General features: G+C 40.2%; 20 protein-coding genes and 2 pseudogenes. 9 read left to right on the forward strand and 13 right to left on the reverse strand.

What is annotated here, in order from left to right:
* Window positions 1-11: 11 nt before the first annotated feature.
* From AC6H44_RS16200 to AC6H44_RS16215, 4 genes are all read right to left on the reverse strand, one after another.
* Window positions 12-1,175, reverse strand: a complete 1,164-nt coding sequence (locus tag AC6H44_RS16200; protein WP_500738853.1) for an efflux RND transporter periplasmic adaptor subunit — start codon at window positions 1,173-1,175, stop codon at window positions 12-14.
* A 146-nt stretch (window positions 1,176-1,321) separates the two neighbouring features.
* Entirely contained in the window at window positions 1,322-2,611 is a 1,290-nt protein-coding gene (paeA, locus tag AC6H44_RS16205; protein WP_500738854.1) for a polyamine export protein PaeA, read from the reverse strand.
* 77 nt (window positions 2,612-2,688) lie between these two features.
* Window positions 2,689-3,342, reverse strand: a complete 654-nt coding sequence (locus tag AC6H44_RS16210) for a substrate-binding periplasmic protein (RefSeq protein WP_500738855.1) — start codon at window positions 3,340-3,342, stop codon at window positions 2,689-2,691.
* Between the two features lie 159 nt (window positions 3,343-3,501).
* The gene (locus AC6H44_RS16215) at window positions 3,502-4,611 is read right to left on the reverse strand and encodes an arginase family protein (protein WP_500738856.1); all 1,110 of its coding nucleotides are present in this window, start codon (window positions 4,609-4,611) and stop codon (window positions 3,502-3,504) included.
* A 412-nt stretch (window positions 4,612-5,023) separates the two neighbouring features.
* Between AC6H44_RS16215 and udp the strand changes: the two genes are divergently transcribed.
* Window positions 5,024-5,779, forward strand: coding sequence for a uridine phosphorylase (gene udp / locus AC6H44_RS16220; protein WP_500738858.1), 756 nt, complete (start codon window positions 5,024-5,026; stop codon window positions 5,777-5,779).
* Here udp and cdd read toward each other — a convergent pair.
* Window positions 5,768-6,697, reverse strand: coding sequence for a cytidine deaminase (gene cdd / locus AC6H44_RS16225; protein WP_500738859.1), 930 nt, complete (start codon window positions 6,695-6,697; stop codon window positions 5,768-5,770). The genes udp and cdd overlap by 12 nt on opposite strands.
* Window positions 6,698-6,819: 122 nt before the next feature.
* Window positions 6,820-9,465 (reverse strand): phosphoenolpyruvate carboxylase, encoded by a 2,646-nt coding sequence (gene ppc / locus AC6H44_RS16230; protein WP_500738860.1) that lies wholly within the window; start codon window positions 9,463-9,465, stop codon window positions 6,820-6,822.
* 120 nt (window positions 9,466-9,585) lie between these two features.
* Between ppc and AC6H44_RS16235 the strand changes: the two genes are divergently transcribed.
* The 5 genes from AC6H44_RS16235 (at window position 9,586) to AC6H44_RS16255 (ending at window position 13,470) form a co-directional block, all read left to right on the forward strand.
* On the forward strand, window positions 9,586-9,984 hold the full coding sequence (locus tag AC6H44_RS16235) for a thiol-disulfide oxidoreductase DCC family protein (protein WP_500738861.1): 399 nt from the start codon (window positions 9,586-9,588) through the stop codon (window positions 9,982-9,984).
* Complete coding sequence (locus AC6H44_RS16240; protein ID WP_500738863.1) at window positions 9,981-10,706, forward strand: SDR family oxidoreductase; 726 nt, start codon at window positions 9,981-9,983, stop codon at window positions 10,704-10,706. The genes AC6H44_RS16235 and AC6H44_RS16240 overlap by 4 nt, the downstream gene beginning before the upstream one ends.
* 11 nt (window positions 10,707-10,717) lie before the next feature.
* Window positions 10,718-11,326: a flavin reductase family protein gene (locus tag AC6H44_RS16245; RefSeq protein WP_500738865.1), complete on the forward strand. Its 609-nt coding sequence runs from the start codon at window positions 10,718-10,720 to the stop codon at window positions 11,324-11,326.
* Between the two features lie 147 nt (window positions 11,327-11,473).
* Entirely contained in the window at window positions 11,474-12,694 is a 1,221-nt protein-coding gene (locus AC6H44_RS16250; RefSeq protein ID WP_500738866.1) for a M24 family metallopeptidase, read from the forward strand.
* A gap of 116 nt (window positions 12,695-12,810) precedes the next feature.
* Entirely contained in the window at window positions 12,811-13,470 is a 660-nt protein-coding gene (locus AC6H44_RS16255; RefSeq protein ID WP_500738867.1) for a DsbA family oxidoreductase, read from the forward strand.
* A gap of 193 nt (window positions 13,471-13,663) precedes the next feature.
* Here AC6H44_RS16255 and AC6H44_RS16260 read toward each other — a convergent pair whose 3' ends face one another.
* Window positions 13,664-14,164 (reverse strand): hypothetical protein, encoded by a 501-nt coding sequence (locus tag AC6H44_RS16260; RefSeq protein ID WP_500738868.1) that lies wholly within the window; start codon window positions 14,162-14,164, stop codon window positions 13,664-13,666.
* Window positions 14,164-14,559, reverse strand: coding sequence for an SPM autocatalytic domain-containing protein (locus AC6H44_RS16265; RefSeq protein WP_500738869.1), 396 nt, complete (start codon window positions 14,557-14,559; stop codon window positions 14,164-14,166). Before AC6H44_RS16265 ends, AC6H44_RS16260 begins: the two co-directional genes overlap by 1 nt.
* A gap of 213 nt (window positions 14,560-14,772) precedes the next feature.
* Here AC6H44_RS16265 and AC6H44_RS16270 point away from each other — a divergent pair.
* A pseudogene (locus AC6H44_RS16270) lies at window positions 14,773-14,940 on the forward strand (DsbA family oxidoreductase); the annotation flags it as partial.
* Window positions 14,941-15,007: 67 nt separating this feature from the next.
* Here the strand turns inward: AC6H44_RS16270 and ppiC are convergent.
* The 4 genes from ppiC to AC6H44_RS16290 form a co-directional block, all read right to left on the reverse strand.
* Complete coding sequence (ppiC, locus tag AC6H44_RS16275) at window positions 15,008-15,286, reverse strand: peptidylprolyl isomerase PpiC (RefSeq protein WP_500738870.1); 279 nt, start codon at window positions 15,284-15,286, stop codon at window positions 15,008-15,010.
* An 80-nt stretch (window positions 15,287-15,366) separates the two neighbouring features.
* Window positions 15,367-15,786 (reverse strand): thiol-disulfide oxidoreductase DCC family protein, encoded by a 420-nt coding sequence (locus tag AC6H44_RS16280; RefSeq protein WP_500738871.1) that lies wholly within the window; start codon window positions 15,784-15,786, stop codon window positions 15,367-15,369.
* Window positions 15,787-15,795: 9 nt separating this feature from the next.
* Window positions 15,796-16,323, reverse strand: coding sequence for a response regulator transcription factor (locus AC6H44_RS16285; RefSeq protein WP_500738873.1), 528 nt, complete (start codon window positions 16,321-16,323; stop codon window positions 15,796-15,798).
* Window positions 16,320-17,558 (reverse strand): ATP-binding protein, encoded by a 1,239-nt coding sequence (locus AC6H44_RS16290; protein WP_500738875.1) that lies wholly within the window; start codon window positions 17,556-17,558, stop codon window positions 16,320-16,322. Before AC6H44_RS16290 ends, AC6H44_RS16285 begins: the two co-directional genes overlap by 4 nt.
* A gap of 362 nt (window positions 17,559-17,920) precedes the next feature.
* Between AC6H44_RS16290 and AC6H44_RS16295 the strand changes: the two genes are divergently transcribed.
* Complete coding sequence (locus AC6H44_RS16295; RefSeq protein WP_500738876.1) at window positions 17,921-19,000, forward strand: ketoacyl-ACP synthase III; 1,080 nt, start codon at window positions 17,921-17,923, stop codon at window positions 18,998-19,000.
* 70 nt (window positions 19,001-19,070) lie between these two features.
* Window positions 19,071-19,464 (forward strand): annotated as a pseudogene (gloA2, locus tag AC6H44_RS16300) (SMU1112c/YaeR family gloxylase I-like metalloprotein).
* 29 nt (window positions 19,465-19,493) lie between these two features.
* Here gloA2 and AC6H44_RS16305 read toward each other — a convergent pair.
* Complete coding sequence (locus tag AC6H44_RS16305; RefSeq protein ID WP_500738877.1) at window positions 19,494-20,855, reverse strand: leucyl aminopeptidase family protein; 1,362 nt, start codon at window positions 20,853-20,855, stop codon at window positions 19,494-19,496.
* Window positions 20,856-20,930: the final 75 nt, after the last annotated feature.

Genomic DNA, 20,930 nt, shown 5'->3' on the forward strand with positions numbered 1-20,930 from the left:
AAGACTCTCCGTTATTGGCTGTTATTTGCTGACGACTGCGCGGGTGTCGCAGTAACTAAAGCACCTGGACGAATTTTTTGTAACCCTTCCACAATAAGCTGATCGCCATCACTTAAACCATTAGTGACTAACCAATTAGCACCCAAAGTACGCCCTACCTCTAATATTCGACTTTCAACGGTATTATTTTTGCCAACAACCATGGCAGTAGGCTCTCCTTTGCTATTTCGACTAACCCCGCGTTGTGGCGCTAATATTGCGTTTGACTTAACACCTTCAACAACGTGTGCTCGCACGTACATGCCTGGAAGTAATAATTTTTCAGGGTTTGGAAATTTAGCGCGTAAGGTGACCGAGCCCGTACTTGGATCAACGGTTACTTCAGAAAATTGTAATGTACCTTTATGTTGATACACTGTGCCATCTTCCATAATAAGTTCAACATCACTTTGCGCTGTTGAATCAACCTCTAATGAGCCCGAGGCCATTGCTCTTTTAAGCTTAGTTAACTCGTTACTTGATTGGGTTAAATCGACATAAATGGGATCAAGTTGAGTCACCGTTGCTAATTCCAATGTTTGAGCTGCGCTTACTAACGCACCTACTGTGACGTTTGATTTACTAATTTGGCCACTAATCGGTGAAGAAACATGACTATAATCAAGATTGATTTGCGCGCGTTGCAATTGCGCTTTTGCTGTGAGTAATTCAGCCGATGCCTGTTTATATGCGGCCTCTGCTTCATCAAAGTCCTGCTGACTAACGGCTTTAATTTTTAGTAGCTCTTTAAAACGCGACGCTTTTGATTTACTACTTGCAATACTCGCTCGCGCACGTGCTACAGCAGCTTTACTGGCTGCAAGTTCAGCTTCAAAAATATCAGGATTTATTTGATACAGTGCTTGACCTTGCTCAACCCGCTTACCTTCATCAAATAATCGCGACTGGACAATGCCACTGACTTGAGGACGAATTTGTGCAATTTGAAACGCACTAACGCGCCCTGGTAATTCTTTTCTAAGCGTAATAGCTTGGCTGTTTAATGTAACCACACCAACAGGGATAGCTGCAGGCGCTGAAGCATTAGGTTGCTCAGTTACCTGATCACAGCCACTTAAAGCAACAGAACCAACGAGGGCTGAAAATATAAAAAAAACGATGCGGGAGCGCTGCATGGTAAATACCTTTTAGTTTAGAATGAACGATCATTCTAAACTAAACTACAGCAATTAAAAATAGCCACTGAATAACATTTACACAATTTTACAAATGAAGACCAAAACAGCGAAGTAATGCGGCCAATAACAGTATTTATTGGTCGTTATTCATTTTCAGTAACAATTCTAGAGACTAACAATTGCTCTATACGAATCCCTTCTACATCCACGACTTCAAATTTAAAGCCAGCAAATAAAACAAATTCTGCCCGTTTAGGAATATGCTTCATGGTGAAAATTAAATACCCCGCCACTGTTTCATAGTGATTTTGATCAGGAAACTCGTCAATGTTTAACACTTTTGCCAACTCAACAATCGGCGTTAAACCATCCACAAGCCATGAGTTACTGTCGCGTTCAATAATTAATTCATCACTTTGATGCGTAATTAAATCGCCCATAAAGCCTTTCATCAAATCTTTTACGGTAACAATCCCAACCACTAACGCATATTCATTAACCACTACCGCAAAAGGGTGAACAGCTGTTTTAAACGCATTTAATGCCTCAGATAAACTTAAGGTTTCTGGCAGATAAAAAATATCGTTTTCAAGCATCTCATTATTTATGTTTGCAGCATCGCCTTTTAACACTTGGCGTAAAATATCTTTTGATTCTACCGAACCAATTAATTTATCTAAATTACCATTGCACACTAAAAAGTGATTGTGGGGATGATCTATTATTTTATTGGCAATATCTTTACTTGACTCATTTATATCAAAATACACAATTTGATCTCGTGGAGACATTACACTCGATAAAAAGCGTGCCTCTAAATCAAAAACATTACCAATTAAATCATACTCTTGTTGTTGTAAACTACCATATTCCGCCCCTGCATCCATCATGGCAACAATGTCTTCAGTGGTCACAATATCCTCGCGCTCACTGGGTACTTTAAATACACGTAACACAATATTGGTTAACCCGTTAAAAAACAGCACCAGTGGCGTCAATGCAAAGGTTACCCAACGCATTATAGTCACAACACGAACAGCAACAGCCTCAGGTAAAATCATTGCTAAACGCTTTGGCAGCAAATCAGCAAATAAAATAAATAATGAAGTAATAATTAAAAACGAAAGTATAAAGCTAATTTGCCCAAGCAAGGGGCCTTGATAAAACAGTTGCAGTATTTCTTGCATGTAAGGCGACAGTGCCTGCTCACCAACAATTCCGCCTAGTATAGCAATGGCATTGAGGGTGATTTGGATCATGGCAAAAAAAGCCCCGGGCTGCTCTTGCAGTTTTAATACTGCCAGCGCTTTAACATTTCCCTCATCGGCCATTACCCTTAATTTTATTTTGCGTGAAGCAGCAATCGAAATCTCTGACATCGCAAATAACGCACTGATCAAGATTAATAATGCAATCCCGATTAAATCACCCATTTATAACTCCAAAAAAGCGCTCTTATACCCAAAAGCAGCTGGATTATAACCGCTTTTATAAACGGGGCAATTTATATTTAAAGATGAGACTCATGTAAAGAAAAGGCATCACTAATTTGTTGTTGAACTTCAACTGGTAAATTTTTATTACAAGCAAAGTATAAGGGAGCTTGGTGGTTATTTATTGGCATCAAGGCGACTAAATCTAAATTGTATAATAAATGAGGTTGCTCAAATTTAATTCGCTCTGCGGGTATCACCACCAAATCAATACTCGAGCTTCGCGTTTTAAGTATAGTGAAAATATTATCAAAATTACTAAAAAGCATTAAGTTTTCGTTTTCTTTAAACCCTTTAGACAGCAAATATTGATGACTGTAATTATCTTTTAAAACCGCAATACGGTATTGTTTAGCCTGCTCTAAGTCAGTTAAAGAGATATTTTTTGATTTTACTGAGTAAAAATTAGTCTTAAATTGGGCAAGCTCAGCCAACCAAATAAAATTATTTTCACGTTCAGGTGAGCGAGAAATTGAAAATATACAGGTATTTTCATCTCTGAGCGCCATGTTATAGGCCACGCTCCAATCGTTTACCGAGATAGTGTAATCAATTGAAGCACTATCAAGTACCAACCGAACTTTGTCGGCAGCATCACCCACTAAATTATTATTGTTGTCAAGATACTGTAGTGGCGCAAAGTTTTCTGTAACAACAGTAAGTTTGGCCACACACTGTGAACTTACAATAATTAATAAGAATAAAGACCATCTAATCACAATAATCCACTGTATAAAATTTAAAACATTACCTATTACAAATGTTACTCTTTTGTAAATGCAAATTCAATATAGCGGATTATTCGCATATAGCCAATTTAGAAAATAAGACTAACGATTCATTGCACCAATCAGAAATGCAGAAATTTTAGCACCTTCTCTTAGTGTGGTCTCAGAGCTTGATTGCCCCACTAACGAGCTGTCTGTAAATGGGGCTATTTCCATCATATCAGCACCGGTAATAGGAAATTCATCTGCAATCGCCGATAAAATATCCAAAGCATGTTGCGGCGTTAAACCATTACCTTCTGGTGTGCCAGTTGCTGATGCAAACTCTTCATCTAAGGCGTCAATATCAAAGCTCACATACACCTCATCAACTTTGTCTGCCTTTAATTGTGCAATTGTATCGGCAGCAACAGCGGCTGCGCCACGCTCAATAATTTCAGCAGCCCAGTGCTGTTTAACCCCAAAAGTACTTTCCCAATGTGATTTTGGTTTGCCGCTTGAGCGAATACCAAATTGAATTAAGTGATGTGGTGCAGGTAAAAACTCTAAAATATGGGTGCACCAAGAGCCAAAACATAAATCGATGCCTAAACGCTCGACCAGCAAATCAGTGTGGGCATCAAAGTGAATGATAGCCGTGCGTTTGCCTTGGCTGCGTTTTGCTTTTAAATACGCTTTTGTCAACGGGTAACTAATAGAGTGATCGCCACCAATACCAAAAATGCCTTTATCTTGAAAGGTTGCGTAAAAACTGTCACATACATCCTCGGTGATCGACAGTGGACTTACAAAGTGCGCGCTCTTAGCATCGCCATAAAGCGCTTTTTGACAGTTAGAAATAGTGGCTTCGTTTAAGTACTTATCGTGTAATAAGTGCGGTATTACGCGTACATCGCCTAAATCAAATGAGCGGCACTGTGTTTGTTGGTCAATTAAAGCTGATCGTAAAAATAAAGGCCCCCAGTTTGCGCCACGTAAAATGCCGCCACCACAGTCAGAGCTAATGCCTAACATTACTGCTTTGTAAGGTGAATTAGGTAACTCATTGAGCGAGTCACGCCATAAAACATCAACATTTTCAGTTTGTCCGTATAATTTATTTCTCAGTGCAGCTTTGCGATCTTTCGCAGTATTTACTGTGAATACACCATCGCCAGGTGCACACAAACAGTGTTCAACTTTCTCTTTAAATGCGTGAAATTGTGTGTTCATTGTAAACCCTTTTTCAATCTGAATAGTTTGTATATATTGAGTAGTTATGCAAAATATCGAACGCTGAATAAATTAAAAATTAATTGTATGTGGTTACAAAAATCCCTGAACGTTGTATTTTGCTAGCTTAAGTTAGTAACAAAGAAAAACAAAACCTAGTTACTAACCTTATGAATATAAAAAATTTAAAATTTAGCTAACGGCTTTTTAGGCTAGCTATTGATTGGCTCTGAGGTATCAATATAGTGTCTCAGCAAACAAGTCAACTAGCTCATTTTGTTAGCAATTTTAGTCATTGATTGAATATTCAGAGTTGATGAATAAATCAATACGGACATCCGTCCTGTACTTAGTTTAGGTTTATAGTAATCATGGTAAATTGACAACAATTCTTATTAAAAAAGGCTTAGTTATGGAAAAGGTATTTCACTTAGGACTGTGTATTGATGATTTAAAAGGTGCAAAACTGGCTATTGTACCAGGCGATCCAGATCGTGCCGCACGTATTTCACAGTTCTTAGATAATCCAACCTGCCTTGCTCAAACACGTGAGTTTCATGTTTACTTAGGTCAGTTAAATGGCCACTCTGTTGTGATTTGTTCAACCGGTATTGGCGGTCCTTCAACCTCAATTGCAGTTGAAGAGCTGGCGCAACTTGGCGTACGACGCTTTCTTCGCATTGGTACAACAGGCGCTATTCAGCCACACATTAATGAAGGCGATATTTTAATTAGCCAAGCTTCGGTGCGTTTAGATGGCGCGAGTCAGCATTTTGCACCGCTGTGCTACCCTGCAGTTTCAGACTTTTTTGCCACTCAAGCAATGGTAAAAGCCTGTGAAAATCTAAATATTGATTTTCACATTGGTATTACCGCTTCAAGCGATACCTTCTACCCTGGGCAAGAGCGTTACGATACACATTCCGGCTATGTGCCTAAGTCATTACAAGGTAGCTGTGAAGAATGGCAAAAATTGGGCGTAATGAACTATGAAATGGAATCGGCTACTTTATTTACTATGTGCGCCGCACTTGGTCTGCAAGCTGCCTGTGTTGCGGGTGTGTTAGTTAACAGAACTCGCCAAGAAATTCCAAATGTAGACCACGGCGAAATTGAAAAAAAATCAGTCGCCGTGGTACTTGAAGCCGCTAAAGTATTACTCGCTTAGTAAAGCGCTTATTACTTCAAGTGTTGGTAAGCCCTCAAAGCTTGCCAACACTGCTTTTGCTACCTCTGCCTGATTTTCATGACCAGCCGTTTCTAATAACGTAATCGATTTTATAGTCTGCTTATCAAAGCTCAAACCGGCTAAAAATAGCTGGCTCAGTGCACTTTGTAATGGCGATAAACTTGGGCTGTATGCTGCATTTTCAGCATAACTGCCGTAAAAATCACCCTGTTCAAAGGTACTAATTTTAACCGCACTGTAATTTTGACTATAAGGCACATAAGCCGACAAAGCATAACTCTTCAGCTTATTATCAACCTCAGCCCCCTCGAAGCGCTTAGTGTGCTCAGCCGGATTAAATAAGCTGTGCTCATTGCCTAAATCCGTTGGCCCAAATGAATGCGGTAATAGCTCTGCTAACTTAAATTGTTGGCTTGGCAGTAAAATATCCAGCTCTTTGGCATCTGCCAGTTCATTCATAAATTGACGACAATACCCACATGGTGCATCGCTAATCGCTATTTTTAGCACTTTTTTAGCACCATTTAACCATGCATTATTAATTGCCGATTGCTCGCCATGCACCACCAAGCTCAGTGCTTGATGAGCAAATTCTGCATTAGCACCAAAATAAAAATTAACATTACCCTGTGCATCTTGTGCTTTTACAATTGCCCCGACATGAAATTGAGAAATAGGTGCAACCGCAAACTCAGCAGCCAGCGGGATTAAGCCTTGCAATAATGCATCGTCGTTCACATTAAGCAGGGTGCAAAGCGATGTAATATCGTTTGAGTATAAAATACCGCGTTGAGTTTTTAATTGACTGCGTAGGGCTTGCGTTTGCACTACGTTTAATGAAATGTGTGAATTGCTAAGTGCTGTATTATGTTGCACTTTAAAAGTTGCTGAAGCCATAATAGTTTTTAATTGTTCAATGGCCAGGTAGTGTAAAAGGTTGACAAACTAAATACCAGCCCATTTAACGTAAAAAAAGGGAACATGTCGCCTGCTCCCTTTTAAATTTAACCCATTACGGATTAACCTGTATTGCGCATTCCGGCTGCAATTCCCGTCATAGTGATCATCAAGGCATTATCTATATCGCTTTCATTGCCCTTATCATCGCCACGAGAACGGCGTAATAACTCCACTTGTAAAACATTAAGCGGATCGGTATATGGGTTTCTAAGCCCGATAGACTCCTTGATCCAAGGTTGATCGGCTAATAAGCTTTTTTGCGGGCTTAATGATTGCACTAGCGTAATGGCCTCGCCAAGCTCTTCACGTAAGGCAACACCTAAAGGCTTGTACATGTCTTCCACCAGCGCATTATCGTAATGCTCGCTTAACCAACTATCTGCTTTACTAAATACCATTTCTAGCATTTCTAAACGTGCTCTAAAAAATGGCCATTGCAAGCTCATCTCACTTAAAGTGTCAATACCGTACTTTTCAAGCGCCGCTCTAAGCCCACTTAATGCACCTAACCAAGCAGGTAACATTAAGCGATTTTGGCTCCAGGCAAAAATCCAGGGAATAGCTCGTAAGCTCTCCACTCCCCCGTTTGGATTGCGTTTAGCTGGCCTTGAGCCTAATGGCAACTTTGATAGCTCTAACTCAGGCGTCGCCATTCTAAAATAAGGTACAAAGTTTTCATCATGGCGCACCACATTACGATAATGTTCGCACGACACATCGCTGATTAAGGCCATCACTTCGCGCCATTGTGCTTTAGGCTCTGGCGGTGGCAATAGGTTACTTTGTAGCACCGCACCCGCGTATATGTTTAAGCTTTGTAATGCCACATTGGGTAAGCCAAATTTAAAGCGGATCATTTCGCCTTGCTCTGTTACCCTTAATCCGCCTTTTAACGATCCTGGTGGCTGTGAATGCAAGGCTTGCGCTGCAGGCGCACCACCACGGCCAACCGTGCCACCTCGGCCATGAAATAAAACAAGCTCAATACCGCGTTCATCTGCTAATTGCACCAGTTTATCCATGGCTTCATATTGTGCCCAGCCAGCGGCCATCATGCCTGCGTCTTTCGCTGAGTCTGAATAACCAATCATCACATTTTGGGTATTTTTAATATGCCCACGATACCACTCGTTATCTAATAATGTGGCAATGACATTATGCCCATCATTTAAATCATCTAACGTTTCAAATAACGGCGCAACCGGTAACTCAAAGCCACAACCAGACTCTTTGAGTAAAAGTTGCACTGCTAAAATATCTGATGCCGTTCGCGCCATAGAAATAATGTATAAGCCAAATGTTTTTGCATCTTGCTGCGCAATAACATCAAAGGTATCGAGTACTTCTTGTACCTCAGGGCTAGGTTGCCAATGCTTGGGAATAAGTGGGCGACGTGAATTAAGTTCAGTCAGTAAGAATGCTTGCTTGTCTTGCTCTTGCCATTGGCTGTAGTCACCAATCCCTAAATAACGAGTCAATTCAGAAAACACATCACTGTGCCTTGACGAATCTTGACGTACATCCAGTTTTGCCAAACGCAGGCCAAAGCTATTTATTCTGTGGATCGTATCAAGCAATAAGCCATCGGCCACCACCTGCATATTGCACTTTAACAATGAACGATAACACACCTCAATGGGATGCTTAATTTGGTTAATATCGGTAATTAAGTCTTGCGAGTCGGAGCGCTTATTTTTAATTTTAGCGCTTAAATGCATTACGGTTTCGGCTACTTGATTTTTAATATTTTTTAGAACGGCACGATAAGGTTCAAACGCTTGCCCTGCCAATTTAATTAGCTCATCGCTAGCATCAGACATAGAAAGTTCAGCACATAGCGTTTCTAAATCACGCTGGTATAAATCCAACGCCATCCAGCGGCCATGATCAAGCACTTGCTCAGTGACTTGTGCGGTAACAAACGGGTTACCGTCGCGATCGCCGCCCATCCATGAGGTAAATTCTATTGGGCTGTAATTAGTGGGCAATGCTAAGCTCAAATGCTGTTTAACCTGCTGGCTAAACTCTCTTAAAAACCGCGGCACGGCATCCCATAAACTATTTTCAATTACCGCATAACCCCATTTTGCCTCATCAACGGGGCTTGGCCGTGAACGACGAATGTCATCAGTATGCCACGCTTGGCTAATTAGCTGCGCAATACGGTTAAGAATAGCTTCGCGCTCTTGTTCAAGGTTATCAGTGCGTTCAAATGACGCCAAACAATCGCTTAGTTCAACATGTTTATTAATAATAGTGCGGCGAGTCACCTCAGTTGGGTGAGCTGTTAACACTAAATTTATGTGGAGTTTTGAGAGGGTGTCGGCTAAGTGGTTATGATTAAGCTGACCTTGTTCAGCCTTTGCTGCTAACGTTTTTAATGTTTGAGTGAGAGGATTTAGTTGGCAAAAACCAACATCATTAAAACGTGATACGGTATGAAACTGCTCTGCAACATTCGCTAAATTTAAAAAATGATTAAATGAACGGGCAACCGGTAAAAGCTCCTCGTCACTGAGCGCATGCAGTACATCTATAAGCGCTTGACGATCGGCTTCATTGCCACTGCGGGAGGATTTTGATAAAGCCCGAATTTCTTCAACTTTATCTAAAATTGCTTGGCCTTGGGCATCTTTAATCGTTTGCCCTAATAATTGCCCAAGTAAATTTACATTACCTCGCAAAGCGGCATATTGTTCACTCATTTCTATCTCTCCTTTATTAAATCCAGCACTATTAATATCATTATGTTCACTTATTTAATAGATCGATTTACACTGGCATGTCGTAAAAAGGCATATGTAAAATAAATACAAAGCGATAACATGATCATTTTTTACGATGGTAATTGCCCACTGTGCAATGCAGAAATGCAACACTTAAAACGCGCTGATGTTGATCATAAAATCAGCTTAGAAGACTTAAATGCTAACGACTTTAGCACTCGCTATCCTACCATCGATAAACAAAAAGCCATGAACCTATTGCACGCTCAAACGGCTTCAGGGCAAATGATTTATGGTTTAGACGTAACTTATCAAGCGTGGCGCACCGTGGGCAAATATCGCTGGCTAAAAATAATTCGTTTACCGGTTATTCGTTTTTTTGCCGATCATGCCTATACTTTCTTTGCAAAATATCGTCACCATATTAGCCGTTTTTTGATGCCTAACGCGCAGTGTAATAATGGTCAATGCAAAATCAAATCAAAGGATGAAAAATGAAAACCGTGATTTTATTTGGCGCCAGTAGCGCCATCGCACAAGCCTATGTTAACCACTTAAACCAACAAACAGAGCAAATTAATATATTGTGTGTCAGCTCATCGACGTTAAATCAAGGCGATGACAACATAACCTATTTTCAGAGTGACTATTCAGCGAAAAGCCTTGATGAATTTACCCAATGGTTAAAATCTCAGCCGATAGAGCTGGCTCAAGTGATTATATTTAATGGCATTTTACACAATAGCCAGTTTATGCCGGAGAAAAAGCTAGAAGAAATCAACAGCGAATATTTTATGCAGCTTTTGCATTCTAATACACTGGTTCCACTGTTGTGTTTACAGAGCGTAATGCCCCTACTCAACCATAAAACGCATTGCACTATTACAGCCTTAAGTGCCCGCGTTGGTAGCATAAACGATAACAAAATAGGCGGCTGGTACACTTACCGTGCTTCTAAGTCGGCACTTAACATGCTCTTTAAAACAGCTGCCATTGAGCTTGCTCGTCGTGCCAAAAATACCAAACTTGTTTTATTTCACCCGGGCACCACAGACACTAAACTCTCGAAACCATTTCAAAAAAATGTGCCTGCAGATAAACTGTTCACCCCCGAATTTGTAGCACAACAATTATTTGAACTCACATACAATAACCCACAATTAGAACTTAACGGCGAACCTGCCTACCTAGATTGGCAAGGCAACACCATAAAATGGTAAGGACTCAACACATGCATTTTTCTAAAGAGCGCATAGCCGCACTTGAAAAACACACGCGCACACATTTTATTAACTCACTGTCTGGTTTTAAAAGTGCAAACTTAATTGGTACACAAGATGGGCATGGCAACACCAACCTTTGCATTGTCAGCTCAGTCATTCATTTAGGCGCTCACCCACCGCTGGTTGGCATAATAATGCGCCCGCACAGCGTACCTAGGCATACGTTTGAAAATATTATCGAAACAGGCGTTTACACAATTAACCAAGTTAATAGCGACATATATCAACAAGCCCATCAAACTTCTGCCCGTTATGCCAAAGATGAGTGCGAGTTTGAGGCAACAAGTCTTAATAAAGAATACTTGAATGATTTTAATGCCCCATTTGTAGCGCAAAGCCGACTAAAATACGCGGTAAAATTTGTAGAAAACCAGCATTTGGCTGTGAACGGCACAGAACTGGTTATTGGTGAAATAATCGATGTTTATGTCGATGAAACAGCACTGCAAAGCGATGGTTTTTTAGACTTACAAGCCATTGATACCGTTGCCGTAACAGGATTAGATAGCTACCACACAGCAAATAAACTCAGCCGCTTACCCTATGCAAAAAAGTAGCCTAACTGCTGCCAAGTGTTTTTAGACACATTCACTTGGCAGCTCAATTATTATTTTCTCCCTCAAAACGCCTGCCCGCTAATCGCAATTAATTTGAATTAAAACCATAAAGCCTACACACTGTAAAAAATTTTGTAGGAGAAAAAAATGACCACAGTTGGTATTGGTACTCACCCCCCCGAACAAGCACTTGCTAGTTTAAGCAATATGACACACTCAGTAGCGCCTATTAAAGCGGATGAATATTTAGTGCGTATGGCCAAAGCGCAAGCCTATATGCAAGCTAATAATATTGATGCCATTTATTTAAACGCAGGTAGCAACTTAACCTACTTTACAGGTATGAAATGGTACGCCAGTGAGCGACTTGTCGGGGCTATTTTACCTGCTGTTGGTAAGGTGCAATACATTGCGCCACATTTTGAAATTGGCTCGCTTAATGGCTTTAAGGTGATTGATGGCCCAATACACGGCTGGCAAGAGCATGAAAACCCTTTTGAGCTGTGTGTTAGTGTACTTCAACAACTAAATATTAGTGATACTGCAACGGTTGGTATCGATGAAAGCGCACAATTTTTTATTTTTGATGGCATTAATAAAGCCAGTTCTAGCCTAAAACTTGTTAACGCACAACCTGTCACTGCACATTGTAGGATGCATAAATCAGCCAACGAAATAGCCTTAATGCAATGCGCCATGAATATGACTTTAGCGGTTCATAAAGCCACCGCCAGTATGCTTTATGAAGGGATCAGTACTGTTGAGGTAGAAGCGTTTATAAAAAAAGCGCATCAAAAAGTAGGTGCGCCGGGAAATTATTTTTGCATTGTGTTGTTTGGACTTGCCACCTCATTCCCACATGGTGTAAAAGATCCGCAAATTTTGAAAAAAGGCGACATGGTGCTTATCGATACTGGCTGTAAAGTACACGATTACCTCTCTGATATCACCCGTACTTATGTGTTTGGCGAAGCAACCAGCCGTCAACGCCTATTTTGGGATTTTGAAAAAGCGGCACAACTCGCTGCCTTTAATCAAGCCGCTATTGGCAAAACCTGTGAATCGGTCGATGAAGCCGCTCGCAATTACCTAGCCGCACAAGGCTTAGGGCCTGAATATCAAACACCGGGTTGCCCACACCGTACCGGCCATGGAATTGGTTTAGATATTCACGAATGGCCTTATTTAGTGGGCGGTGATAAAACCCCACTTGCTACAGGCATGTGTTTTAGTAATGAGCCCATGCTAGTGATACCTGATGAATTTGGTGTGAGATTAGAAGATCACTTCTACATGACAGACGACGGTCCGCGCTGGTTTACCCAACCTAGTCACAGCATAGACGACCCGTTTGGCCTAACTAGCTAATATGATAAGAAATTGAATAAAGAGCACCACCTTAGCGGCTCTTTTTGTATGCTATATTGATTAATAACAAATCATCCCAATATGTTTTATTAGACACAATGCTCAAAAGGATAAACATGACTAATTTTAAAATTGATATCGTTTCCGACGTAATGTGCCCATGGTGTGTAATCGGGTATAAAAACTTAGAAACCGCTTTGGCCGAGCTAAAAGACGAAATGAGCGCAAACATTACCTGGCACCCTTTTGAGCTTAATCCAGATATGCCCTCCGAAGGCCAAGAGTTAAACGAACACTTGCAGCAAAAATACAGCTTAACCGAAGAAGACAGCGCGCGAAATCGTGAAAACATGGCAGATGCGGGGGAACGAGCTGGTTTTACCTTTAATTTTGACGGTAAACGCATCATGATCAACAGCTTTGATTTACACCGCTTACTCATGTGGGCCCGCGAAGAAGGCAAGCAAACCGAGTTAAAACTGGCATTTTTTGACGCACACTTCACCGATTTAAAATATTTAAATCAAGAAGATACATTACTGGATATCGTAGAAGCAGTCGGCCTTGATAAAAACACAGCCCGAGATATTTTACACTCAGATAAATACGTACAAGCCGTTCGCCAAGCGCAAAATGACTTGAAACAAATGGGCATTACCTCAGTGCCAACGTTCATTATAAATGATAAATACGCACTTACCGGTGGGCAACCAAGTGAATCGTTTATTCAAGCACTTAAGCAAATAAGCGAAGAAGAAGCAAAGCAAAACACTTAAAAAATAAAGTTTAAAACCAAAAAAGGCTGCACATCATTGCAGCCTTTATTTATCTCAGTTAGCATTTTGTTAAGAAGCGTTTAAGCAGCGTGATCAATATTTAAAAATTTAATCTGACACTGAATTTTGAACGCCCACTCTATAGATGCTTAACAGTTAGATACTTCAAAATTAAATCTCCCTATGGTGCAAATTAAATAATGCTGCCTTTTAACGGACTCGTTCTTTTTCTGGATATACTAAATTTTTTATCTGTATTTTTAGCATAGTGATAGAAATTCAAGCTAGTCAGTGTGACATCTTCAATAAACCACCCTGGTATCTTAACTAAAGAATAACCATGTTTAGAAAAATGTATCTCAATTGATTTAATCACGGGCTTTTCAATAATCGTGATATGGTCAGCTTTACTTATATCTATAACTTCTCTACCACGAATCAATGTTTGCTCATTTAAATCGACAATAATCGGTTTATGATTAAAAAAATCAACGAGAAAATAAATAATAAATACCGGTACGAGAATAATTGATAATTGACGCATTGTTACTGCTCTAAAGTAGGTCGCTTCATGAGACCAAGTATCAGGCGTAGTAAACCACACTATTAAGATATAGACGACTACCGCTAGAGTCCAACGGTGCAGACGCAAAAGCTTTTTAAGATCAAAAGTCAATGTCATTTCTTTTAGCATTAATTTAATCTCACTTTCATTCGTATGCTATATGCGTTCCCCTCATGTGTAAGTGACTTAAATTTAAATATTTGATCAATTTCACTATCGAGTTTAAAGTTTATAGCACTTTTTAGTTCTTTTTCAGTAAAATACAAGTTAATTCCGAGGCTACTTAAGCTATTAATCTCGTCATATGTCTGCAATCCATCTTCGTTTTTGTCATTCCAAATAAATAACTTTTCAAAAATTGGATCCAAATTGTTTATTACGTTATTACTATCATAATCAAACGTCATTAAGCCCTCTAAATCAGTAGCAGATTTCTTCGGAGAAAATAGAGAAAACATAAATTCAGTGCGTTTGTCTATTACACTTTTGACTCTCAATTTCGATATTGCAGTCCATTGCAGCATAACTATTTACTGAGAGCAATGTAGCCAATGATAAAGCTGATAATTTTTTCATATTTAAAATCCTTTTTTATTATATCCATATATTAAATGTTTTTATTTTGTTTATTATGTTAATTCTATGCAACAAAGTAAAGCGGCAAATTAATACAATATCACAATAAGTACATAGAGATGATTTAAATTAGGGGGTATATCAGTATTATTTCCTCAACTCAAGAAGATACATTACTGGATATCGTAGAAGCAGTCGGCCTTGATAAAAACACAGCCCGAGACATTTTACACTCAGATAAATACGCACTTACCGGTGGGCAACCGAGTGAATCGTTTATTCAAGCACTAAAGCAAATAAGTGAAGAAGAAGCAAAGCAAAATAACTAGTCTCACATTGTTAGGCTGTATTTTACCGCCTAACATTATTAATTTTTTAAATTAATGTTTCGTTACTTTATGTACGATACAGTACTTTTATCACATGCCAACCAAATTTGGTTTTTACTAAATGCGGCTCTAAAATTGCGCCACTAAAAGCCACCTTATCAAACTGCGGTACCATTTGACCGCGTCTAAACTCACCTAAGTCTCCGCCTTTTTTACCCGATGGACATGACGAATACTTTTTAGCTAAGGTTTGAAACTTTACGCCTTTAGCCAATTGCTTGATGATGTCTTCTGCAATTTCTTTATGTTTTACTAAAATATGCAGTGCGTGCGCGGTATTTGCCATGTAAGTGCCTTTTAATACTTAAATTTAAACGCCGCGATTTTAGCACAGCCTAAGTGATCCAGCACTTGCTAAAAATGTGGTTATAAGAAGTGTTCTTCATCTTTTTGTTGAGGAATTCGACAGTATTGGTATCTACCAAATAATGTATAACGGTTTTTAGCCACTTTGTTATAAAACCAATCAGTCAGCCTTCGTGGTAATAGCTTAAATACGCTAAGCAACTTCCACGGATACCCTAACTGGCTAAACACTCGAAAAACGGCTTGGCTGCGGGTATATGGTTTTTGTGCTTCTATATAAACCATCGAAGTAAAATCGGTGGTGGAAAAACCAAATTGAGCAAGTAGCGTTTGCCCTGCTGGCGATTGAACGCTACATAATTTAAATTTTATAGTCGGGTCGTGAGCTATAATAAAGTTGCACCACGCACTGCAAAGCTTGCACTGGGCATCAAAGAGTATAATTTTTTGGCTTTGTATTAATGCGGTTGTATCAATCACTACAATCTCCTAATGCTGCACTGGCTTTTTTTGTAATTTTCGCTGTAGCGTCCGCCTATGCATATTCAGCTGTCTGGCAGTCATAGACACATTACCGTTATTGCTGTGCAGTACGTGCTGAATATGTTCCCACTCTAGGCGCTCTGGCGACATCACCTCTTCTATAATTTCAGCCACGGCTGTATTGGCAGGCTGTATTTTAAGTGCCTTTAACAAGCTTGCCATATCTACAGGCTTAGTTAAATAGTTATTAGCGCCCAAACGCATCGCCTCTACTGCTGTTGCTATACTTGCAAAGCCGGTGAGCAATACAATATGTGTACTGGGTAATAAGTGTCGCAGTGGTGCAATAAGTGCTAATCCATTCTCATCGGCTAATTTCATATCCAATAAAATACAATCAGGTTGCTGCTGACGAGCCTTAAATAATGCGTCAGTTTGGTTATGGGTGATCTCGCAGTTAAAACTGTGTTTAGTTAAGCGCCGCGATAAGGTTGTAGCAAGGTGTATATCATCTTCAATAATGAGCAGTTTCATGATTTATGCTCTGTCGTTAAAAGCGGCATTTGTATCTTTGCTACCGCCCCACCCTCAGGGTGATTGTAAACAGTTAACGAGCCATTTAAGCGCTCAAACGTAACATTTGATAACATCACAGCGACCCCCATTCCTTGCTCGCTTGGCATAAGTTGCCCGCCTAACTGCGCTAATTGCGAAGATGAAAAACCAGCGCCAAAATCCCGAATAATTAAAGCAATACTGTGCGTATGCGGTTGTTGCCAACTTAGATCTAACTGCATTTGAGCATTTTTTTCGTTAGCAAATACTGCATTTTGTAATAAGTTTAAAATAGCAGGTAACAGCATGGCATCACTTTTTAATCTGGCTTTAGGTGCCTCGTTAAGCCAATTTATTTGTTGATTAGGGTACTGTAATAGTAACGCATCATTTATTTGTACTTGTAGCTGCCTAGCCTCGATAGGCGTTTGCGTATTTTTATTTCGTAACTGCATTGAGAGCTTTCTAAAGTCATCAAGTTGGACGCGGCATTGCAACAAAGGCGCCTGCATGTGCCGAACAATGTCATTGCTCGGGTGCTCTTCTAATAGCTCTTCAAACAATAATTGTAAATTAGCAATTGGCGTTGCTAATTGATGGGTAATTTGCACCGCTGCGCCATCAAGGGTAACCAGCTGTTCACTGCGCAATTGCTTTTCTCTAACCTGAGCAATCGTGCGCTCACGTTGCTGTAAGGCACGGTTCATAGCACCAATAACCAACGCAATTACGCAGGCACTTATAACAAAATTAACCCACATACCAATAAAATGACCGCTCATATCCATTTGGTGCATGCTGTGTTCGGGCATTTTAATTAATAACAGGCTGTAGGCGGCAATAGCTAACACAGCAATATAAGCAAGCCCACGAGCGCTCAAAGTAATCGCCGCTATCATAATCGGCAATAATAATAACGATACAAATGCGTTAGTTGCACCACCACTTAAAGACAACAAAATAGTTAAAAAAACTACGTCAGCGGTGAGTTGCATTAGCATACCAGCAGGCTTTGCTTGGCTTACATGCCTGTAAGCAAACACACTTACTAACTGAAAAACCGCCTCAAGCGTAATCACACCGAGCAATGGCATAAGTGCAATTTGGTGATCCAGTAAAAAATAAACACTGAGTACCGCAATAAGCTGCACAGCAATGGCACCACTGCGCAGCATTAATAATCGGCTAATTGCAGGGTCGGTTTTAATTAACACAATAAAGTTCGCTTAACTGAATAAACATTGCTTTGGTATCCATTATAAATAATGCTTTGTTTTATCTTGCACAATAAACGCCTCATAGTAGCCGCACTCAAGCAATCTCACCATCAACATAATAGCTATTTCACAATATTTTGAGAGCGAACAGTTAAATTGTAAAAAACAACTCTTTTTAACTACCACTTTGTTAACACAACAAAATCAATCAGTTTACTTTTATAATAAAATGCAATAAAAATCCGTAAAATAGCAGTAATTACAGTGCTAAGCATGCTATAAACTAGTGTTAATGACCAATTTTTGATATAACGTCCCAATTAGATGAGCACGTCATACCACTTTTAAGAGAACACACTATGCCTTACGCACATATCACAGGTTGGGGTAAATGCATTCCACCAGCAAGCATCAGCAACGACGAAATAAGCAAAATTGTTGATACCACCGATGAGTGGATCACCACACGAACAGGTATCAAGTCGCGTAGAGTGAGCCATGTAAGCACCGCCGAGCTTGCTAGTGTGGCTGCAAGGCATGCCATTGCGTGTGCAGGCATAGACGCAAAAGATATCGATTTAGTTATTTTAGCAACCTGTACACCGTCAACAGTGGTAGCCAATACGGCGTCACTGGTGCAAAAAAACATAGGTGCTACTGGGGCTGCCGCAATGGACACTAACGCTGCGTGCTCTGGCTTTTTATATGCATTACAAGCAGCCACAGCGCAAATTCAAGCGGGAATGATAAAAAAAGCGGTGGTCATTGCAGCTGAGCGTATGACGTGGTATGTAAACTGGGCACGTCGTGATAGCGCGGTATTATTTGGTGATGGCGCAGGCGCGGTTGTGCTTGAAGCCGCTGAAACACCCGCCGGTTTACTCGGTACTAAAACCGGCTGTGACAGCGAAGATCGTGATATTTTACACATTACTAATTTTGGTAGTAATTTGAATAAATATGAGCCAATTGGCCCCTCTGATCTTTTATTTGAAGGCCGTGAAATATTTAAACGTGCCGTTAAAGGTATGAGTGAAGCCTGTGACGACGTGCTCGAACAAGCTAATCTGAAGTTAGACGATATTGATGTGCTGGTTCCGCATCAAGCCAACCTTCGTATTATTCACGCTATTCAAAATCGTTTAAAAGTTGAAGATGACAAAGTAATGGTGAACATTGATAAGTACGGTAATACATCTGCCGCCACCATTGCTATTGCACTGTGCGAAGCGGTTGAACAAGGTTTAATTAAACCCCATTCAAATATTATGTCGGCTGCATTTGGGGCAGGACTTACGTGGGCAGCAAGTTACATAAAATGGGGCGAACGCGTAACACCTATTGCAATCAGTGATGCACAACTTCCAACATGTGATAAAACCGGTTTAGAACTTGTTGCGCCTGCGGTTAAAGCGTGTAAAGACGCAGAGCCTAGCTAAATAGAAACGAATAAACGTATAACAAAAGCGCACTGCTAAAGTGCGCTTTTTCTTTTTTAAGGACACTTTTATGCAGTTACTAGGCATTCACCACGTAGCCATTATTTGCAGTAACTACCCACGCTCTAAATATTTTTATAGCCAAATATTAAAGCTCGCAATTATTAATGAACATTATCGAGCAGCGCGTCAATCCTACAAGCTCGACCTTGCCTTGCCTGATGGCAGCCAATTAGAACTATTTTCATTTAACAGTGCGCCTGACAGGCCAAGCTATCCCGAGGCACAAGGACTAAGACATCTCGCATTCAAGGTTAAAAGTGTAGAAAACAGTAAAAAGTAAAAAGTATTTAGAGTCGCATGGAATTGACGTAGAAAACATAAGAACTGATGAAATAACCGGCAAAAAATTCACTTTTTTTGCCGATCCTGATGGTTTACCCCTTGAGCTATATGCGTTTTAACTCATATAGCTCAGGTGGTTTTCTCGTGGTTAATTAAATCGATTTTGCAGGTAAGTAAACACAGCACGAATACCCAATGCTTCACCACCAACAGGGCGCCCTGGTAAAGCACGTAAATTCCATGCCATGACATCAAAGTGAACCCACGGCGTGGTTGGTTCAACAAACTCTTTTAAATAAAGCGCAGCAGTTATTGCACCACCAAATGGTGTGCTCGCGCAGTTTGTCATATCAGCCACATCGCTTTTGAGAAATGGTTTGTATTGCTCAAATAATGGTAATTGCCAAACGGGGTCATTTACCTGCAAACCTGAATCCATAATAGCATTCGCTACATCGCGATCAGTTGAGAAAAACCCAGGTAGCTCAGTGCCTAAAGCAACACGACATGCCCCTGTTAAAGTAGCAAAATCAATAATTAACTCAGGATCATCGTTTTGCGCTTCACTTAATGCATCACATAATACCAAGCGCCCTTCAGCATCGGTGTTATCTATTTCGACCATAATGCCTTTGCGGGTTTTTACTACATCGCCTGGGCGAAATGCGTTACGCGAAACAGCATTTTCAACAGCAGGGACTAATACACGAAGACGAATTGGCAAATTAGCAGCCATAATAAGTTGTGCAAGCGCAATAACATGTGCTGCCCCACCCATGTCTTTTTTCATATTACGCATGCCTGAACTTGGTTTTAAATCAAGTCCACCCGAGTCAAAACACACGCCTTTACCAACCAAAGTAATTTGTGGCGCATCAACCGCTCCCCATTTTAAATCGAGTAACCGTGGTTTATTTTCACTGGCACGGCCAACCATGTGAATAGTTGGGTAGTTTTGCTCTAACAACTCATCGCCTATCCACTGGGTAAACTCACCATCGAATGTATCTGCTAAATCACTCATTACTTGCGATAAATGTTGCGGCATCATATCGGCCGCAGGTGTATTAACTAAATCGCGAGCCAGATTAATAGCATCGGCTTGTTGTTTTACTTGTTCGTATAATGTTTTATCAGCAATACCGAGCTGGGCTTTAGCCGTGGCCTTTTGTTTATATTCGCTAAATTCATACCCGCCGAGTACAAACCCTAGTGCAAGATCAGAGACTCGTGACTCATCACCTTGAATTTGATAGCAGCCAATAGGTAATTTGCTGGCAAGCTCACCCGCGGCCCAAAAATCATTAGCCGTTTGCATAATACAAAATACGTGGCTTAATTCACCGGTTTCTGGGTTTGGAACGAGCGCTAACCCTGATTTTTCAAAATCTGTATTTGCAAGCCATTGCTTTATAAAGCTTGGTTGTTGGCTAAGCCAATCTGATAATTCATTTTTAACGATGAATGATAAAGGAATTCCTGAAGAGGTATGATGAAGTAAAGTGCTCATTAAATGACTCACATAATAGAAAATGATGTCCTAGCATAACAATAAGCATTATTAAAAGGTATAACTAATTCGGCA

It is taken from the genome of Pseudoalteromonas sp. TAP-3C (genome assembly GCF_059888565.1).

What these genes read in the sequence shown, in the direction of transcription:
- AC6H44_RS16255 (WP_500738867.1), top strand. Translation starts at nt 12,811, where the DNA reads ATGACTAATTTTAAAATTGATATCGTTTCCGACGTAATGTGCCCATGG.
- AC6H44_RS16240 (WP_500738863.1), top strand. Translation starts at nt 9,981, where the DNA reads ATGAAAACCGTGATTTTATTTGGCGCCAGTAGCGCCATCGCACAAGCC.
- AC6H44_RS16305 (WP_500738877.1), bottom strand. Translation starts at nt 20,855, where the DNA reads ATGAGCACTTTACTTCATCATACCTCTTCAGGAATTCCTTTATCATTC.
- AC6H44_RS16200 (WP_500738853.1), bottom strand. Translation starts at nt 1,175, where the DNA reads ATGCAGCGCTCCCGCATCGTTTTTTTTATATTTTCAGCCCTCGTTGGT.
- cdd (WP_500738859.1), bottom strand. Translation starts at nt 6,697, where the DNA reads ATGGCTTCAGCAACTTTTAAAGTGCAACATAATACAGCACTTAGCAAT.
- AC6H44_RS16260 (WP_500738868.1), bottom strand. Translation starts at nt 14,164, where the DNA reads ATGCTAAAAGAAATGACATTGACTTTTGATCTTAAAAAGCTTTTGCGT.
- AC6H44_RS16215 (WP_500738856.1), bottom strand. Translation starts at nt 4,611, where the DNA reads ATGAACACACAATTTCACGCATTTAAAGAGAAAGTTGAACACTGTTTG.
- AC6H44_RS16250 (WP_500738866.1), top strand. Translation starts at nt 11,474, where the DNA reads ATGACCACAGTTGGTATTGGTACTCACCCCCCCGAACAAGCACTTGCT.
- paeA (WP_500738854.1), bottom strand. Translation starts at nt 2,611, where the DNA reads ATGGGTGATTTAATCGGGATTGCATTATTAATCTTGATCAGTGCGTTA.
- udp (WP_500738858.1), top strand. Translation starts at nt 5,024, where the DNA reads ATGGAAAAGGTATTTCACTTAGGACTGTGTATTGATGATTTAAAAGGT.
- AC6H44_RS16295 (WP_500738876.1), top strand. Translation starts at nt 17,921, where the DNA reads ATGCCTTACGCACATATCACAGGTTGGGGTAAATGCATTCCACCAGCA.
- AC6H44_RS16265 (WP_500738869.1), bottom strand. Translation starts at nt 14,559, where the DNA reads ATGCTGCAATGGACTGCAATATCGAAATTGAGAGTCAAAAGTGTAATA.
- ppc (WP_500738860.1), bottom strand. Translation starts at nt 9,465, where the DNA reads ATGAGTGAACAATATGCCGCTTTGCGAGGTAATGTAAATTTACTTGGG.
- AC6H44_RS16235 (WP_500738861.1), top strand. Translation starts at nt 9,586, where the DNA reads ATGATCATTTTTTACGATGGTAATTGCCCACTGTGCAATGCAGAAATG.
- AC6H44_RS16285 (WP_500738873.1), bottom strand. Translation starts at nt 16,323, where the DNA reads ATGAAACTGCTCATTATTGAAGATGATATACACCTTGCTACAACCTTA.
- AC6H44_RS16245 (WP_500738865.1), top strand. Translation starts at nt 10,718, where the DNA reads ATGCATTTTTCTAAAGAGCGCATAGCCGCACTTGAAAAACACACGCGC.
- ppiC (WP_500738870.1), bottom strand. Translation starts at nt 15,286, where the DNA reads ATGGCAAATACCGCGCACGCACTGCATATTTTAGTAAAACATAAAGAA.